The organism is Amycolatopsis sp. GM8, assembly GCF_021653975.1.
GTDB lineage: Bacteria > Actinomycetota > Actinomycetes > Mycobacteriales > Pseudonocardiaceae > Amycolatopsis_E.
The window spans coordinates 1,147,385-1,164,262 of record NZ_JAJKFK010000001.1; the positions used below are offsets into that span (position 1 = coordinate 1,147,385).

General features: G+C 68.1%; 18 protein-coding genes and 2 tRNA genes. 11 read left to right on the forward strand and 9 right to left on the reverse strand.

Annotation, left to right across the window (positions count from 1 at the left end):
• Nucleotides 1–45: 45 nt before the first annotated feature.
• The gene (gene mce, locus LOZ83_RS05470; RefSeq protein WP_236789076.1) at nt 46–483 is read left to right on the forward strand and encodes a methylmalonyl-CoA epimerase; all 438 of its coding nucleotides are present in this window, start codon (nt 46–48) and stop codon (nt 481–483) included.
• Here mce and LOZ83_RS05475 read toward each other — a convergent pair.
• Entirely contained in the window at nt 476–1,042 is a 567-nt protein-coding gene (locus LOZ83_RS05475; RefSeq protein WP_236789453.1) for a TetR/AcrR family transcriptional regulator, read from the reverse strand. The two genes, mce and LOZ83_RS05475, sit on opposite strands and share 8 nt — an antisense overlap.
• A complete protein-coding gene (locus tag LOZ83_RS05480; protein ID WP_236789077.1) occupies nt 1,039–1,410 on the reverse strand; it encodes an SPW repeat protein in 372 nt (123 codons plus the stop codon). The genes LOZ83_RS05475 and LOZ83_RS05480 overlap by 4 nt, the downstream gene beginning before the upstream one ends.
• Before the next feature lie 154 nt (nt 1,411–1,564).
• On the opposite strand from LOZ83_RS05480, the gene LOZ83_RS05485 reads away from it, so the two are divergent.
• The 3 genes from LOZ83_RS05485 to LOZ83_RS05495 are packed head-to-tail and all read left to right on the forward strand — an operon-like array spanning nt 1,565 to nt 4,130.
• Nucleotides 1,565–2,674, forward strand: coding sequence for a chromosome segregation protein (locus tag LOZ83_RS05485; RefSeq protein WP_236789078.1), 1,110 nt, complete (start codon nt 1,565–1,567; stop codon nt 2,672–2,674).
• 45 nt (nt 2,675–2,719) lie between these two features.
• Nucleotides 2,720–3,169, forward strand: a complete 450-nt coding sequence (locus tag LOZ83_RS05490) for a universal stress protein (RefSeq protein WP_236789079.1) — start codon at nt 2,720–2,722, stop codon at nt 3,167–3,169.
• Nucleotides 3,170–3,179: 10 nt separating this feature from the next.
• A complete protein-coding gene (locus tag LOZ83_RS05495) occupies nt 3,180–4,130 on the forward strand; it encodes an adenylate/guanylate cyclase domain-containing protein (protein WP_236789080.1) in 951 nt (316 codons plus the stop codon).
• A gap of 3 nt (nt 4,131–4,133) precedes the next feature.
• On the opposite strand, the gene LOZ83_RS05500 is transcribed toward LOZ83_RS05495, so the two are convergent.
• Nucleotides 4,134–4,385: a GntR family transcriptional regulator gene (locus LOZ83_RS05500; protein WP_236789081.1), complete on the reverse strand. Its 252-nt coding sequence runs from the start codon at nt 4,383–4,385 to the stop codon at nt 4,134–4,136.
• Between the two features lie 126 nt (nt 4,386–4,511).
• Between LOZ83_RS05500 and LOZ83_RS05505 the strand changes: the two genes are divergently transcribed.
• Nucleotides 4,512–4,790, forward strand: a complete 279-nt coding sequence (locus LOZ83_RS05505) for a winged helix-turn-helix domain-containing protein (protein WP_236789082.1) — start codon at nt 4,512–4,514, stop codon at nt 4,788–4,790.
• Nucleotides 4,791–4,794: 4 nt separating this feature from the next.
• Here the strand turns inward: LOZ83_RS05505 and LOZ83_RS05510 are convergent, their stop codons facing one another.
• From LOZ83_RS05510 to LOZ83_RS05520, 3 genes are all read right to left on the reverse strand, one after another.
• The gene (locus tag LOZ83_RS05510; protein ID WP_236789083.1) at nt 4,795–6,036 is read right to left on the reverse strand and encodes an aldehyde dehydrogenase family protein; all 1,242 of its coding nucleotides are present in this window, start codon (nt 6,034–6,036) and stop codon (nt 4,795–4,797) included.
• 53 nt (nt 6,037–6,089) lie between these two features.
• Nucleotides 6,090–6,779 (reverse strand): M50 family metallopeptidase, encoded by a 690-nt coding sequence (locus LOZ83_RS05515; RefSeq protein WP_236789454.1) that lies wholly within the window; start codon nt 6,777–6,779, stop codon nt 6,090–6,092.
• 165 nt (nt 6,780–6,944) lie between these two features.
• Nucleotides 6,945–7,856: a DNA-3-methyladenine glycosylase gene (locus LOZ83_RS05520; RefSeq protein ID WP_236789084.1), complete on the reverse strand. Its 912-nt coding sequence runs from the start codon at nt 7,854–7,856 to the stop codon at nt 6,945–6,947.
• An 858-nt stretch (nt 7,857–8,714) separates the two neighbouring features.
• Between LOZ83_RS05520 and LOZ83_RS05525 the strand changes: the two genes are divergently transcribed.
• From LOZ83_RS05525 to LOZ83_RS05540, 4 genes are all read left to right on the forward strand, one after another.
• Nucleotides 8,715–9,659 carry a S1C family serine protease gene (locus LOZ83_RS05525; protein WP_236789085.1) on the forward strand — a complete coding sequence of 315 codons (945 nt, stop codon included), beginning with the start codon at nt 8,715–8,717 and terminating at the stop codon, nt 9,657–9,659.
• Nucleotides 9,660–9,754: 95 nt separating this feature from the next.
• On the forward strand, nt 9,755–10,363 hold the full coding sequence (gene orn / locus LOZ83_RS05530; protein ID WP_236789086.1) for an oligoribonuclease: 609 nt from the start codon (nt 9,755–9,757) through the stop codon (nt 10,361–10,363).
• A 74-nt stretch (nt 10,364–10,437) separates the two neighbouring features.
• Nucleotides 10,438–10,513: transfer RNA gene (locus tag LOZ83_RS05535), tRNA-His, on the forward strand.
• A 235-nt stretch (nt 10,514–10,748) separates the two neighbouring features.
• Nucleotides 10,749–10,821: transfer RNA gene (locus LOZ83_RS05540), tRNA-Lys, on the forward strand.
• Between the two features lie 41 nt (nt 10,822–10,862).
• Here LOZ83_RS05540 and LOZ83_RS05545 read toward each other — a convergent pair.
• The 3 genes from LOZ83_RS05545 to LOZ83_RS05550 all read right to left on the reverse strand — a co-directional run bounded on the left by LOZ83_RS05545 (nt 10,863) and on the right by LOZ83_RS05550 (nt 13,689).
• Nucleotides 10,863–11,375 (reverse strand): site-specific integrase, encoded by a 513-nt coding sequence (locus LOZ83_RS05545; RefSeq protein ID WP_236789087.1) that lies wholly within the window; start codon nt 11,373–11,375, stop codon nt 10,863–10,865.
• A gap of 227 nt (nt 11,376–11,602) precedes the next feature.
• Entirely contained in the window at nt 11,603–11,737 is a 135-nt protein-coding gene (locus LOZ83_RS39695) for a hypothetical protein (protein WP_255823085.1), read from the reverse strand.
• Nucleotides 11,738–12,657: 920 nt separating this feature from the next.
• A complete protein-coding gene (locus tag LOZ83_RS05550) occupies nt 12,658–13,689 on the reverse strand; it encodes a YdcF family protein (RefSeq protein ID WP_236789088.1) in 1,032 nt (343 codons plus the stop codon).
• 827 nt (nt 13,690–14,516) lie between these two features.
• On the opposite strand from LOZ83_RS05550, the gene pepE reads away from it, so the two are divergent.
• Nucleotides 14,517–15,260 carry a dipeptidase PepE gene (pepE, locus tag LOZ83_RS05555; protein WP_236789089.1) on the forward strand — a complete coding sequence of 248 codons (744 nt, stop codon included), beginning with the start codon at nt 14,517–14,519 and terminating at the stop codon, nt 15,258–15,260.
• Nucleotides 15,253–16,875: a bifunctional aspartate transaminase/aspartate 4-decarboxylase gene (locus LOZ83_RS05560; RefSeq protein ID WP_236789090.1), complete on the forward strand. Its 1,623-nt coding sequence runs from the start codon at nt 15,253–15,255 to the stop codon at nt 16,873–16,875. Before pepE ends, LOZ83_RS05560 begins: the two co-directional genes overlap by 8 nt.
• Nucleotides 16,876–16,878 lie beyond the last annotated feature (3 nt).

Consider the following 16,878-nt stretch of genomic DNA (forward strand, 5'->3'; position numbering starts at 1 on the left):
CGTGGCACGGGTAGGCCCCGGACGCGGCCTCTATGCTCGGAAACTATGGATGACGCGCTGAAAACGCTCGTGACCACCGTCGATCACGTCGGCATCGCGGTGCCCGATCTCGATGCCGCGATCGCGTTCTACGCCGAGAACTTCGGAATGCTCGCCACCCATACCGAGGTCAACGAGGAGCAGGGCGTCCGCGAGGCGATGCTGCACGCGCCGGGCGACGAGTCCGGTCCCGCGGTCCAGCTGCTCGCGCCGCTGCGCCCGGACTCGACGATCGCGAAGTTCCTCGACTCGAAGGGCCCAGGCCTGCAGCAGGTCGCGTACCGCGTGGCGGACGTCGAGGCCGCCGCGGAAACGTTGCGCGCCAAGGGTTTGCGCCTGCTCTACGACAAGGCGAAGCGCGGCACGGCCGACAGCAAGGTCAACTTCGTGCACCCGAAGGACGCCGGCGGCGTGCTCGTGGAACTCGTCGAACCGGCTACGTGACGGGTCGCGCCATCAGCGCGTCGGCGATGAAGTTCAGCTCCCGCTCCATCAGCTCCGCCGCCCCGTGCCGGGCCACGGAATGGCGGTAGCTCACGGCGAGCGCGAGCAGTCCGGCCGCGCTGTCCACGTCCGCGACCGCGACGTCGCCCTCGCCCGCCGCGAGGATCACCGCCCGCACCTGCCGCACCAGCTGCTGGAACCGCTCGTTCAGCGCGTCACGCACCGCGCGATGCGTGTCCGCCTCACGCCACAACAGGTGTGAAAGCATGCGCGAGCGGGCGAGCCGGGCGTCCAGCTCGGAAACCAGACGCCGCAAGCTCTCCGCGATATCCCCCGGCACCACCACCAGCGCCGGGTCGATCTGCTCCGCGGGCAGCCGTTTGATCAGCGCGCCCAGCAGATCGGCCTTGCGCCGGAAGTAGTAGTGCACCAGACCTTTCGGCACGTTCGCGCGTTCCGCGATCCGTGAGGTCGGTGTGGCGTCGAAACCGTTCTCGGCGAAAAGTTCTTCCGCCGCGAGAAGAATGCGCTCCTTCGCCGGGGGCTCTTCGTTCTTCAGTGCTGGCCCGCCATCCTTCCGTGTTCGGCATTGGCCACGGGCAGCGCGGCCGCGCCGACGAGCACGGTCAGCCCGCCGATGATCCACGCGTACAGCGACGGGGTGCTCTGATCCGTGTAGCTCATCACCCACGGCGAAATCACCAGCAGCGCGCCGAGCACGATCTGGACTCCTTCGCCGTACACAAGCCCCGGCATCGCCAGCGACAGCAAGCCGTCCAGGGCGATCAGCGCACCCAGCACAATCATCGTCCACATCGCGGTGTTGCTCATGTCCACCCACAAGAAGGTCAGCACCGCAACCACCCCGAGTACCACCTCGGCCCAGTCGTGCGGACGCGTCCATGCACGAGTCGAAGTTCCAGCCATCGTGACCACCTCCTGAGAAAGCGCCGTTGCTTTCTCGTCAAGTTTGCGTCTTGGTTGGCCGGCCGGTCAAGAATTATCGACGAGATACGCCGGACCCGCGAAACGCGCCTCGGCCGAATCAACGCGTTCCCGGAGGCATAAGTAGTCTGGCCCCATGAGCCTTGGCGAGGAACGGGAGCTTGTACCGCTGGGCGCCGGCTTCGACCTGGCGAAACGCGGCTACGACCGGCATCAGGTCGACGAGCATCTGGAGCGCCTCGACGGTGACCTGAAGATGCTCGCCGCCGACCGCGACGCCGCGATCACCCAGGCCGGCGACCTGGCGCGGCAACTGGAAGCCGCGCGCGGCGAGATCGACAACCTGCGCGGCCAGGTCGAACGGCTGGGCCAGCCGCCGACGACGGTCGAGGGCCTGTCCGAACGCCTGCAGCGCATGCTCCGCCTCGCGCAGGACGAAGCGGCCGACACCCGGGCGCGCGCCGAAGCCGAAGCCGGGCACATCCGGGCGAAGGCCGAGGCCGACGCGAGCGCGATGCGGGCCCGGTACGAGCAACTGCTGTCCGAGCTCGACGCGCGGCGCAAGGAGATGGAAGCCGAACACCGCAAGGTTCTCGAGACCGCGCGCGCCGAAGCCGAGAAGATCACGCAGCAGGCCAAGGACGAGCGCGACCGCCTCGACGCCGAGGCCGAGGCGCATCGCACCAAGATCGAAGAGGACTTCGAGATCGCGATGGCCTCCCGACGCACCGAGGCCATGCGCGTGCTCGCCGAGAAGGAGGCCGCGAGCAAGGCCGAGGCGGAGCGCCGCGTCCGCGAAGCGACCGACGAGGCCACGACGATCCGCACGAAGGTCGCCGAAGAGGAGAAGACGACCAAGGCGGACCTCGAACGCCGCCGCCGTGAGTCGCTCGAAGACGCGAACCGCCGCAAGCAGGCGTCGATCACCGAAGCCAACGCCCGGCTCGCCGAAGCGACCGACGAGGCCCAGCGCCGGGTGCGCGAGGCAACCGAGGAGTCGAACAAGCGGATCAACGCCGCCGCCGACCGCGTCGAGGCGCTGCGCTCGCTGCGGGAAAGCATCGCGGAGCAGGTCAAGGCGGCGCGGACCGTGCTCGCGGACGCGAGTGCGGTACTCGGCGAAGCGGGCCCGGCGGTCGAGCCATCGCCGGCGGAACAGCCCACGAAGCCGGCCACGCCGCGCCCTTCACCGAGCCCGCAAAAAGCTAACCCGAACGGGGCTGCGGGCAAACCGACTGGCGAGTAGCCTTCACAGCCACTTGGGTTGCGCGCACTCGCCGGAGGGACTCGGATGGCGGCTTACCAGACGGTTGTCGTAGGTACGGACGGTTCGGACTCGTCGTTTCGCGCGGTCGACCGCGCCGCGGCGGTATCGGCGGACGCGGGTGCGCGGCTGGTGATCGTCTGTGCCTACTACCCGGCGACCCAGACCGACGTCGACAAGGCGCAGGATGTGCTCCGCGACGAGGCGTACCAGGTGGTCGGCTCGGCGCCCGCCGAGGACACGCTGCAGAGCGCCCGCGACCGCGCGGTGAAGCAGGGCGCGGCGACCGTGGAGACGGTCGCGATCGTCGGTGAGCCGGTCGAGTCGCTGCGGAAGGTCGTGTCGGAGCGGTCCGCGGATCTGCTCGTCGTCGGCAACCGGGGGCTCAACACGCTCGCCGGGCGGATCCTGGGCTCGGTCCCGTCGGAGGCCGCCCGCAAGTCCGGGGTCGACGTGCTGATCGTGCACACGACCTGACGGATCTCGAGTGGATCCGGAGCGGCTCGAACGCATCCTCCTCGGCGAACGCCGGTACACGCGACTCGAGGTCGCGCAGAAGGCGGGCGTGCCGTTGGAGCGCACGACCAGGTTGTGGCGGGCGCTGGGTTTCGCCACCGTCGCGGACAACGATGTCGTGTTCACCGATGCCGACGTCGACGCGGTGCGCACGGCGGACCAGCTGATCTCGTCGGGGCTGCTCGACGCGCGGCTGGAGAGCTCGGTGGCCAGGGCGCTCGGCCAGCACCTGTCGCGGCTCGCGGAGTGGCAGGTGTACATGCTGTGGTCGCTGATCACGGAAAACGAGGAGTTGCGGCGCGACGGCAAGCAGGTGGAGTCGCTGGTCGAACGGCTGGTGCCGGAGCTGCGGCGGGTGCAGGACTTCGTCTGGCGGCGGCACCTGGCGGCGTTCGCGGGGCGAGCGCTGACCTCGACGGACGAGGATCCGGATGCCCGGACCGAGGTGGTGGGCTTCGTCGACATGGTCGGGTACACGCGGCTGACCCGGCGGATCGGCGAGACCGAGCTGAGCGCGATCCTGGAGCGTTTCGAAGCGCTGGCGACCGAGGTCGTGGCCGAGCACCATGGGCGGGTCGTGAAGATGATCGGGGACGAGGTCCTGTTCGTGGCCGACAGCCCGGCCGATGCCGCGGGGATCGCGCTGACGTTGACGGAACGGACTTCGGCGGATCCCGCCGCGCCCGACGTGCGGGCGGGCATGGCGGCGGGCCGGATCCTCAGCCGGCTCGGCGACGTGTACGGGTCGGTCGTCAACCTGGCGGCGCGCCTGACGTCGATCGCCCGCCCCGGCACGATCCTCATCAACCGCGAACTGGCCCGGGACCTGGCGTCCGTGCGGGGCTACTCGGTACGCCCCCGCCGCGCGGTCTCGGTCCGCGGCTACAGCCGCCTACGCCCCTACTCCCTCCGGCGGGGTTGATCCCTAGCGCTGGACGAAGGTCCCTTTCACCGGCACGGTGTGCACGAGGCCCCGCTGGCGAAGCTCCGCGATGGCCCGGCGCACGGTGACCACCGCGACTCCGTAGTCCACGGCCAGGTCGCGTTCCGTCGGCAGGCGTGCGCCAGGCCGTAACTCACCGGAATCGATGCGTCCGGCAATGTGGTCGGCCACCTGTACGTAGACGTACACCGGGCTCTCTGGATCCGGCTCGAACCGCTCGACGTGCCTGCTCACCGCAACAACATAGACCATCCTTGACCTGCGGATATCACTGAAGTGCTATACAGAGCTTTGTATATAATTGCAGAACATATAGAATCATCGGCGCTCAGCAGGAACGCGACGAAAGGGACCGAGCAGATGGCTACCGAGAGCAACCGCGAGCTGGATGACGCGCCCGGCTACATCTACGACAAGGTGGCCGACTCGCTCATGGCCCGGATCGCGGCCGGCGAACTCTCACCGCATGACAAGTTACCGAGCGAACGTCATCTGGCCAAGGACTACGGCGTGGCCCAAGGCACCATGCGGCAAGCGATCCGGGTTCTCCGCGAGCGCGAACTCATCGTCACGCTCCGCGCAAAGGGCAACTATGTCGCGCCGGCGGCGCTGGCAATCGCTTGCCGGCCCCACCGATAAGGCCTCAGCGGTCCTCGGGGAGGACCGCGTACTGGCGGATGTAGAGGTCGGTGTACGTGACCGGGCCGCGGGGGCCGGGGACCTTGTCCAGGTTGATCCCCGTCTCCGGGACGGCGAGCAGTTTGAAGCCGTCGAGCAGGCGGGTGGGGGCGTTCCAGAAGACACCGGTGCCGGTGTAGCCGTCGAAGAACGCCTCGGCGGCGGCGGCATTCTCGGTCGCGATGCCGGCTGCCAGGCCCGAGGTCTGCTCGTTCGCGATCCGCACCGCGTCCGTCAGGTTCTCGACCGGCGCGACGGTCACCGTCGCCTCATGATCCGAGTCCAGCGCCCATTCGTAGCCGATCGCGTGCTCGTGCGGCGGCAGTGAGGGGGTCACGTGCCGCTCCGCCAGCGCTTCCGAGATCACCGGCCACATGGCGTCGTACGCCGCGGCGTGGATCAGTAGCAGGTTCAGCCGGTTGCACACCCCGAGCCGATCGAGACTTCCGGACACCAGCGACCGGACCTTCTCGGCGTTCGCCGCGGCATCGACGTACAGCACGCCACCGCCATCCGCATGGGCGAGCGTGCGCACGCCATGCGTCGCCGCCTCGGTGGCCAGCGCGCGCGTGCTTTCCCCACTGCCGCGCAGGATCACCAGCGGCACCAGGTTCGGCAGCTGCACCAGCGCCGCCGCGGCCTCGCGCTCCACACGCGGCACGAGCTGGATGACGTCCGAGTCGATACCCGCCTCGGCGAGCGCGGGCGCGATCACCGCGTTCAGCAGCCGCTGCGCCGACCCCAGCGCGGCGGAACCGGTACGCAGCACGCCCGCGTTGCGCGATTTCACCAGCTGCGAAGCCACATCGACGGTCACGTTCGGCCGGGCCTCGTAGTTCGCGCCGATCACGCCCACCGGCCGCCGCCGCTCGACCAACCGCAGTCCACCGTCCAATGTGGACAACGTGATCGAGCGTTCCTGGTGTGGCGCGCCCGCGAGCAGGCGCAGCTGCTCGGCCATCCCGGTCAACCGCTCGGCGGTGATGGTCAGCCGGTCCAGCAGGCCCGCGCTCATGCCGTCTTCGCGCGCCTTGGCCACGTCGGCGCGATTGGCCTCGAGCACCGCGTCGCGATTCTCGAGCAGCAGTCGCGCCATCGCCGTCAGTGCGGCATCGATCGCCTCGTCCGATGCTGTCGCCAGTGACGGCGCCGCGACCTTGGCCGCCCGCGCACACTCCTCGACCGCCTTCGCCACCTCGTCGGACACCGCGCACCCACCTTTCGCCGCTTTCGCGCACTCCAGTGTGCCGTACGAGCAGCTCAGGACTGCAGCGCGGGCTCCAGCAGCCAGGCACCGCCGACGAACAGGCAGCCGAGCGCGATCACGGCCAGCATCAGCACCCAGAGGGCCGCGGGCACACCGGTCAAGCGCGCGAGCTGATCCGCGTCGGAGTCACGGGCCAACCCGCGCCGTCGCTTGTGCTGCAGCTCGAACACCGGCCTGATGCCGCCGAACAGCAGGAACCAGGTGATGAAGTAGACGAACCACGCCTGCACCTGCGGACTGGCAACGAGCGCCACCGCGGCGAGCCCGGCTGCCGTCAGCACGACGGACAGGACGCCGTAGGCGTTGCGCACCATCACCAGCACGCCGAGCAGCAGCACGGCGGCAACCGCGAGCAGCACCGTGATGCGGTCCGCCACGAGCAGCGCCGCGAACCCCAGGCCGAGCACCGCCGGCGCCGGATAGCCACCCAGCGACGTGAGCACCATCCCCGGTCCCGTCGGACGGCCACGCGACACCGTCACACCCGAGGTGTCCGAGTGCAGTTTGATGCCCTCCAGGCGTCTGCCCGCGAGCACCGCGATCAGCGCGTGCCCACCCTCGTGCACGATCGTGACGAGGTTGCGGGCCAGCCGCCACGGCGCGCCGGACAGCACCAGCAGCAAGGCCAGCCCGCCGGTCACCAATGGCACCCAGACCGCGGGGTTCGGTTGCGCACCGAAGATCCCGGTCGGCGAGACGAGGTCACCCGTGTCCGTAAGTTGCACGCGCGCAGCTCACCACATCGGGTGTCCAGCCTCTGTTATAGGTCCGACCGAAAGTAGACGGACACGGTCCGCGGCCGACGCAGTATCACCCCCTTTCGATTCACAGGTCCGCTGTTCAGAACGTCATGACGGCGCGGCCGGGCGAATCTCCCGGTGGGCTCGGAACAACAGGGCGATCCAGCTTCGGTACGGGCGCCAGCTCTCGGCAACCTCGGCGAGGTCGGCCACCGTCGCCTCCGGCAAGCCATAGAGCTCCCGCATCTCGGCGTGCAGCCGCGCTTCCTTGTCCGGGAAGACATCAGGATGGCCGGCGCCGCGGACGAGGATCAGCTGCGCGGAGAACGGCCCGATACCTGGCAGACGTTGTAGTTGCCGCAACGCCTCCTCGGCGTCGAGAGCACGCAAGGATTCCGCCTCCAGCAGCCCTTCCTGTGCCGCGCGAGCTGTCGCGCGCAGTCGCCCGATCTTCACCTCGGGCAGCCCCAGCGGTTGCTCGATCTGCTGCAGCGCCTCGGGAGCCGGGAACGACGCGAGCCGCTGCCCGTCGACCTCGACGATTTCACCGTAGTTTTCGGCTATGCGCTGCTTGATCCGCGCCGCCTGGGTCGTCCTGATCCGGTTCGTGATGATCGTCCAGCACGCGGCCTCGTACGGCGAATGGAACAGCACCGGCCGCAGTCCCGGATACCGCGCCTGCAACTCCCCCACCACCGGATCCTTCGCCCCGATCGTGGAAAAGCCACCGCCGTCCACGTCGAGGGACAGGATCCGGCGCGCCTGACTGATCGCCGGTTCGACAGCTTCTCCTTCTGCCACAACGGACATCTCGACCGTGCCGGGCGCTCGCTGCCGGACCAGGACGCCGGCATGCCACCGGCTCCCGTCGACCGGGAACGCGAATCTGAGCGTTCCGGGCTCGCCCGCGGCGTCCGGCCTCGCCGCGGGCGTGAACGCTTCGAGGAATCGCGCGGACGCCGCGAGGTCGAACGGGCCCTGCGCGCGGAGCTCTGCCGGCTGGTGCAACGTGCTGGTCATCGGGTACCTCCCATGGTCGGGTTCGGATGCGCCGACCATAACGACACCCACCGACAATTTCGGATGCGGCGAAAACCGGTTGCCCCGGTTGCTAGCGTCGGGCGCATGGGAACGTTGTTGAAGTCCTGCGTCGCGTGCGCCCGGCCCCGGCCGCGGCTCGCCTGAACGCAGCGGCTGTCCCCCTCTCTTGCTGACGCGCCTGTCCGGCGCGTCCCCTTCTCCTGCACTCCGGCCGCTGCGTCATGAGCCCCTCTTCCCTTCTCATGACGTGGAGTCCTCATGCCTGCGGCACCTCGTGCCCGGCAGTCCGGCGGCGTGCACACTGCAGTTTCTCTTGCCACGCAAGCCTTTCTCCGTCGTCGCGAGCATCCCGTACGCCTTGTCCACCGCACTGCTGGTTCGCCCGTCGTGTCGCGGCCACCCGTCCCGAGAGACCTCGAACAGGCGTGGTGGGCCGCGCGTTTCAAAACAGAAGTGGCCGCACGGATTCCGGCCGGCTGCTTTTCCCCGCCGCCCCGAGTCGATTCCGCCCACCTGACATTCACCCGCCGTCGCTCGGTACCCGACCGGCCACTGTGGACACTCATCACGGCCGCCCACCGCAACCCACGACAACCGGCCCGCGCCCTCGCACGCCCGAAAGTTCTTCGTGCGAACGGAATCGACCCGGCCGCGCCCGCGGGCCAGGTACCACCAGCCGCCTGGGCCGGACTCGCCCGGCACCTGAGCGCCGATCGCAGCCTGCACTGGCGACCGCTTCCCCGAAGAATCCGCTGAGAATTCTCAGGAAATTCTTCTCAGCTGTTTTCCAGGCTGTTCCACAGGTTTCTCACAACAACCGGGCCGAAGCTGGATGCCATGAGCGAGAACGACTTCCGGCCGGGCCCGGCGGGCGGGTACCAGCCACCACAGCAGACCTACCCGTACTACGCGCAGCCGCAACCCGCTCCCGCCGCGCAGGTCCTCGCACCGCCCCCGCCTCGCAAGAAAGGCAAGCGGGTCGCGGCGCTGGTCAGCGCCACCGCGGTCGCGGCCGCGCTGGTCGGTGGTGTCGGGGGCGCCGCCATCGTCGGCCTGGAAGGCGGATCCTCCTCGGCATCGAGCACCGCGCCGACCGCGACCACGGTCGCGGGCTCGACGAACACCGACGTCAGCGCGGTCGCCGCGAAAGTGCTGCCGAGCGTCGTTCAGGTGAACGTCACCACCAGGCAGGGTGAAGCCATCGGCTCCGGCGTGATCCTCAGTTCCGACGGCAAGATCCTCACCAACGCGCATGTCGTGTCCGGCGCGGCCGGCGACGTGACGATCACGCTGTCCGACGGCACGAAGTACCAGGCGAGCGTGCTCGGCTCGGACACCGCCGCCGACATCGCCGTCCTGCAGGCGAAGGGTGCCAGCGGCCTCACCGCCGCCACCCTCGGCGACTCCAGCCGGCTGCAGGTCGGACAGCAGGTCGTCGCCATCGGCTCGCCGGCCGGGCTGCAGAACACCGTCACGTCCGGCATCATCAGCGCGCTCAACCGGCAGCTGTCGGACATCGGCACCGGCGACCAGCAGCAGTCCTCGCCGTTCGACCAGACCGCCAACCAGGCCGGCAACTCGCCCAGCTACACCGCCATCCAGACCGACGCCGCCATCAACCAGGGCAACTCCGGCGGCGCACTGGTCGACATGGCGGGTCAGGTCATCGGCATCAACTCGGCGCTCTACAGCCCTTCGTCGTCCGCGGGATCGGTCGGCATCGGCTTCAGCATCCCGATCAACGACGCGAAAACCATCGTGAGCCAGATCGAGAACAGCTGAGCCGGTCGGGAAAGCAGCGGAACGGGCCGTGGTCGGGGCAGCCCGTTCCGCTGTGTCGTGCGAAGGCCAGGTAGGCGGCGCGTTAAGGTTTTTCGGTGACCGACCGTCTTGTCTGGATCGACTGCGAGATGACGGGGCTCGACCTCGCCAAGGACGCACTGATCGAAATCGCCGTGCTGGTGACCGATGCCGAGCTCAACATTCTCGGCGACGGCCTCGACCTCGTCATCCACGCCGACGACGAAATGCTGGGAAACATGCCCGACGTGGTCCGCGAGATGCACGCCAAATCCGGGCTCACCGAAGAGGTCCGCCGCTCGACGGTCACCCTCGCCGAGGCCGAACAGCAGGTCCTCGCCTACGTCCGCCGGTATGTGCCCGACGCGAGAAGCGCGCCACTGGCCGGCAACTCGATCGCCACCGACCGCGGATTCATCGTGCGCGACATGCCCGCCCTCGACGCACACCTGCACTACCGGATGGTCGACGTGTCGTCGGTCAAGGAACTCGTCCGGCGCTGGTACCCGCGGATCTACTACGCCAAGCCGGAGAAAGGCCTCGCCCACCGCGCACTCGCCGACATCCGCGAGTCCATCGGGGAGCTCGACTACTACCGGAAGACGGCGTTCGTGCCCCAGCCAGGGCCGACCAGCGACCAGGCCCGCGCCGCCGCCGCTGAAGTGCAGCAACATCACCGCGGATAACCCCGTGCACGACCGCGGGGGCGGCACGTTACGATGTCGAGGCTGAGGTTGACCGGGTGCCGGAACCTCACTTGGTGGGTGTAGCTCAGATGGTAGAGCACCTGGTTGTGGTCCAGGATGTCGCGGGTTCGAGTCCCGTCACTCACCCCAATGGCCCCACCATGCTCGCCGCTCGAGCGGCTTCGGCGTGGTGGGGTTCGTTATTTCTCCCGGGGGCCGAGCCCCCGGAGCCCCCGCGGTGCGGGCTCCTTGCGGGGGCGAGCGCTGGTGGCGTTGGGTGGGGACCAGCGGCGGTTGGGGTAACTGGGGTGGCTACCCCCGGTGAGGGGTGGGTGTTGGGGCGTGCTAATCTTTTTTTCGTTGCCGGGGCGGTTGGCTCTGGCTCGCGCCATTAGCTCAACTGGCAGAGCAGCTGACTCTTAATCAGCGGGTTCGGGGTTCGAGTCCCTGATGGCGCACTCAACCCCAGGTCGCAGGCCTGGGGTTTTTGCTTTCAAGATCATGGCCAACCCAGGCCCTCTTGGAGGGCGTGCGCGGCGGCGGGGTTGGCGACCTTCCGGCCCACGTACACGTCCTGGGTGAGCGAGGGCCGCGCGTGTCCCAACTGGTCGGCGATCTGCCGCGGGGTGAACCGGGCTTCGTCCAAGATCGTGGCGCATGTCTTGCGGAACACATGCGAGGTGACCCACGCGAAGCCCTCTGTCCCGCGAGCCGACCGCAGATCCCGGCGGGTGTTGCTCGGATCACGCCAGCCACCCACCGTATCCGGGAAAACGGGTGCCTCGCTACCGAGCGTGAGATCCCTGTTCAGCTCTGCGAGCCGTCGCCGACGACGAAGCATGTCCACAGCGAACGGAGGCAGCGGGAGCGTCCGTTCGCCGCTGTCGGTCTTCGGTGGCATCCGGCGAAGGCCCTGCCCACGAATCCGGGTCACCTTCCACTCAATGTCCACCGTCGCCGCGTCGAGATCGACGTCATCCCACGACACCGCGAGGGCCTCGCCGATCCGCACGCGACCTTCGGTGTACCCGGGAAGACAGGGAGCGGTTGCATCCACCTCTCCAGTCGTTCCCGGCGGGGGAGAGCCCACGAGCCAGATGCATCCAATTGTTCAGCTCGCCCAGCGTCACGAACGTGATCGCGGGACGGTAGCCCACCAGCTTCGCTGCAAGCCACGCCGGGAGGTCCCGCTGAACAAACCCGACGCCACGTCTGTATCGAGCACGATCTGCGCCGCCACTACCCCAGGTTGGCCTTCCGCTCCGCGGCCACCCAGTCCAAGAACTCGTGCAGCTCGTCGTCGGACTCGAAAATGCCCTCGCACGCCCAGTCATCGACCGAGCGAATCGGCTGCACATCCTTCTCAGCGAACACCGCATCCCGAAGGGCAGGACCATCCAGCCCTGGTGCCACGGCTGCTCGGCGTCACTCGTCGTTATAGTCCATCTCCCTTGCACACGGACCGCCCTGATCGTACCCAGACCAGCGCGATACCAGTGTTTTCAGAGTTTCTTTTCTTGTTCAAGGCGGCCCCTGCGGGGCCGCTGATCCTGTCGAACCGCCAGACGCGGGCGTGCGGCTGGCGCCGGTCCCGCGTGGCGGTTCGACACAGGCCGGGCGACCCCGCAGCCGCCGCCGAGAGAAGAAGAACTTGCCCTCGCCGGGCGGGCAGGTATCCGGGATGGCTGAGAAGGCTCGAACGCTGCGGTCCGTGGGCGCCGGCCGCTGCCATCGGGGCACCCACGCAGAGGGGTTGGGAAACCCCCGACCCACATTCGTCCAACATGACCCCGGCAGGGCACCCAACTGACGACAAGCGACGAACAAGAACTTGCATGTCAGGGGACTTTCGACAGTCAGCGGTCCTGGTCGGCATTTGCGTGAACAAGGTCAGGAGGTCGCAGGTCAAATCCTGTCATCCCGACGGTCACTCGAAGCCTCCCGATCCGGGTAGAAGACCAGGTCAGGGACGCTTTGTTGGCTTCGTGCAAGCCCGGCCTACTGCTGGCCGTTCTCGGCAGCTCCGTGCTGTTGCCTGCGCCCACGTGATCAACACCACTGGCCCTCTGGACTCTGGCTGACGGGGCCCTGTGGTGTACCTGCGCGCTCCACACCGTATGGAACTTGCTACCGAACCTGGTCGGAACACACTCCGAAGCGGCGGCAGGCGATTCACCACGGAGACCAATGTGGCGACGTGCGCCGTGCTGGCACTTATGATCTGTGCCGCGTTCTGGAGCTTCCGCCGCAGCCTCAGAATTCCGGATGAAGCTGTTCGATCTGGTCGCGTCCTATCAGGTGCCGGCCGCAATTCCGAAAGCGACCAGTGAGGCGCACATCACCAGGTTCACCAGCGGGTGTCCGGCCAGGATGGCGGCGAACTCGCGGAGTGTCGCACTGGGCCAGTAGTAGCGAGCGGTGGGAGAACCGAGAACCTGCCCGTTGAGGCGGACCCGGCGCGCGGTGAGGGCTGCCCGGAAGACGTGGAAGTTGTTGGTGACGATCACACACCGCGCCGCAGGGTCCCGCTCGGCCATCAATGCCTTGCTGAAGGTCAGGTTGTCCTGCGTGGTCCGGGACTGGTCCTCGCGCAGGATCCTGTCCTCAGGGAACCCGCGCGCGATGAGATAGTCGGCCATCGCGTGTGACTCGGCCACCGGCTCGTCCGGACCCTGCCCACCGGAGGTGATCAGGACCGGGCTACCGCCGGCGTCGTCCTCTTCGCGCCACACCGCGGCCGCGCGGTCGAGCCGGGCGGCGAGCAGCGGCGGGACCTTCCCCCGGACCAACCCCGACCCCAGCACCACCACGAAACCGGCACCGGGACGCGCCCCCAGACGTCCGTAGACCACCGCGTACACGAGGTAGCTGCAGAACAGGAACGCGACGTAACCGGTCACGAGCATCAACACCAGCGCCGCCGTCATGGCCAGCCGGTGCTGCGTGTAGTAGGCAAGCAGCGGCAAACCGACGACCACCAGGCAGGCCACTCCGGCCAGCAGGGACAGCAGGTTCGCCAGGCGAAGCCCCTCCCGCCGTATCATCGTCATACCGTTAACCAGCAGAAATCCGGCCAGCACCAGCACCGCCAGCGCGGGAAGCACGACCACGGCGAACACGAACCGATCGAACGCCTCCGGACCGAGCCGGGAGGACTCCCCCAGCAGCCCCAGCGCCAGGCAGACAATCGAGAGCCCGAGCAGGACGGCATTACGGAATCGGCGCCGGTCCCGCAGGACGGCCGCACCAAAACCAACGGCGAACACCCCCGCGGCCAGGTAGAAGATCCACACGCCGGTGATCTTGCCGGACCGAGACCTTGACAATGCCCGGTCCGCCAGAACGTCACGCCATCGGGCGGCACAACAGGGCCTGCACAGACGTCGCTTGCCCGGACTGCCGCGGCGCACAGAGATCTCACCCAGACACATCTTCAATTGTGGACCAGATCGGCACAGGCGGTGAACGCGCGTCATGCCACCTATATGCCCACTCGACAAGCAGCCTTATCCAGCTGGCGCTCGGCGCGACGCCAACCGAAACCCAACCCGAACACAGGAAATAACGCCGATTCAGGAGCCATTACCATCGTTTGCTTTCGCGATTCCTCCAGCTCGTATGCGACAACGAGAAGCATCGGCGAACGTTCCTAAACGGGCGCCGATAATCAGCGGGTTCGGGGTTCGAGTCCCTGATGGCGCACCTAGCCCCAAGTCACAGACTTGGGGCCTTTTTCATTTCCCGAGGCTGGCACTCCGGCGAATCGATGCGGTGCCATCGGAAACCGCCGGCCGGTCAGGGCATGCACCCGCGCCGAAGGCGAACGCGAATTGGTCTCGGTCATCGTGCGGGTGACATGGCGTCCGTCGCACACTCGGTAGATGCGCATCAGGCTGTCACCACGGTCGTACGGGGTGATGGTCGCCGGGTCCAGGATGAGGGTGGGTGCTGAGCCGTCGCGTCGTTGGCGGTCAGCCAGGCCCCGCTCGGCGAGGCCATCCGCCGGGTTGACCGCCGCGAACCCGCTCGAGCAGCAGCGGACCGGCGACACCGTCGTGCCGCGGCCCGTCCCCCGATAGGTCGGTCGGAGGTGCCGACCGGGAGCGCGTCGGCGAGGCTGGAACCGCTGGGAGTCGATCCGCGGGAGGCCAGGATGCGGTTGCTGTTGATGAGCAATGCCAAGCGGGAAGGCTTGGGCTACCTCGAGCACGCCCAAGAGCACATCGGGAACTTCCTCCCGCCCGAAACGAGGACGGTGTTGTTCGTCCCGTACGCGGCCGTCACCAAGTCCTACGACCAGTACGTCGCAGACGTGACGCCCGCCCTGGCCCATTCCGGCCGCACCGCACTGGGGATTCACACCGTCGCCGATCCGGTAGCCGCCATGAACACAGCCGACGCGATCATGGTGGGCGGCGGCAACACCTGGCGCATGCTGTCGATCCTGCGCGAGCAGAACCTGCTCGACCCGATCCGGGCACGGGTACGCGCCGGCGTGCCCTATCTGGGCTGGAGTGCGGGCACCAACCTCACCTGCCCGACCATCATGACCACCAACGACATGCCGATCGTGGACCCCGGCGGCATGCAGGCACTGAACCTGATCCCGTTCCAGATCAACCCGCACTACCTGCACGGCAACCCGCCCGGGTTCAAGGGCGAGACCCGCCAGCAACGCATCGACGAGTACCTGCAGCTGAACCGCGACATGTGGGTCGCCGGGCTCCGGGAGGGGCTGATGTTCCGGATCGAGGACGGCGCGATCTCGCTACACGGGATCGACGACACGGTCCGTGTGTTCGGGTACGGGCAGCAGCCGGTCGAGATCGGCGCCGACGGCGACTTCTCCTTCCTGCTGTCCCCCGTGGCCGCACCCCAGGGAGCGCTTCGTGGATAACCCCATGTCCCGGGCGAAGATGCGCGAGCTGAGCCGGCTGAGCCCGTTCGAACTGAAGGACACGCTCCTGGCACTCGCCGGGGAGAACCAGCGCGCGAACGCGGTCGACATGCTGAACGCGGGCGTCGGCAACCCGAACTGGATCGCCACCACCCCGCGCGAAGCCTTCTTCACCCTCGGCCAGTTCGCGCTCGGTGAAAGCCGACGGCTGCTGGCCGGTGACGACATCGGCGGCGCCCCCGAACGATCCGGGATCGCCCACCGGTTCAACCGGTTCATCGAGGCGTACCCCGGCCTGCCCGGCGCGGACCTGCTGCGGCGCGCGGTCGAGTACGGGGTGCTCAAGCTCGGGTTCGACCCGGACACCTGGATGCACGAGCTGACCGACGGCGTACTGGGCGACCACTATCCGGCCCCGAACCGGATGCTCCGGTGTGCGGAACGGGTCGTGCGGGCGTACCTCGCGCGCGAGGTCTACGACGGGTGCCCGCCGGCCGGTGACCTCCAGCTGTTCGCGACCGAGGGCGGCACGGCGGCGATGTGCGCGATCTTCGACTCCCTGACGGTGAACCGCGTGCTGCATCCTGGTGACCGCATCGCGCTGATGGTGCCGGTGTTCACGCCGTACCTGGAGATTCCCCAGCTCGACCGCTACCACTTCGACACCGTGCCGATCGTCGCCGGCCAGACCACCGAGCAGGGTGTGCACACCTGGCACTACGCACCGTCCGAAGTGGACAAACTGCGCGACCCGTCGGTCAAGGCGCTGTTCCTGGTGAACCCGAGCAACCCGCCGTCGCAGGCACTGCCGGCCGAGATCCGGGCCCAGATCGTGGACATCGTCGCCCGCGACAACCCGAACCTGATCATCATCACCGACGACGTGTACGCCACGTTCGTGCAGGGTTTCCGGTCACTGGCAGCGGATCTGCCGCACAACACGCTGCTGGTCTACTCCTATTCGAAGCACTACGGGGCGACCGGCTGGCGCCTCGGCGTGATCGGCGTGCACGAGGACAACGTCGTGGACCACATGATCGCCACGCTGCCCGAGGACGACCGCGCCGCGCTCACCCACCGGTACCGATCCTTGGCGCTGGAGCCCGCGAAGGTGCGGTTCATCGACCGCCTGGTGGCCGATTCGCGACAGGTCGCGCTCAACCACACCGCGGGGCTTTCCCTGCCGCAGCAGGTGCAGATGGTCCTGTTCTCCCTGTTCGATCTGCTCGACGAAGGCCAGCGGTACAAGCTACGGCTCCGGCAGGTCGTACGCAACCGGCTGAACCTGCTGCTCGACGGCAGCGAGCAACAGGTCCACCTCGACGCCGACAGTGCTTGCTACTACGTCGAACTCGACCTGATGGCCTGGGCACGCCGCGTGCACGGCGAGGAGTTCGTCCGGTACCTCACGGCCAACTACGAACCGGTCGACGTGGTGTTCCGGCTGGCGCAGCGCACCTCGGTGGTGCTGCTCAGCGGAGCCGGATTCGGCGGCCCCGACTGGTCGGTGCGGGTGTCGCTGGCCAACCTCGACGACATCGACTACCTGCGGATCGGCTATCACCTGCGGGCGATCAGCGAGGAATACGTCCAGGAATGGCGCGGGAATCGCTGACCG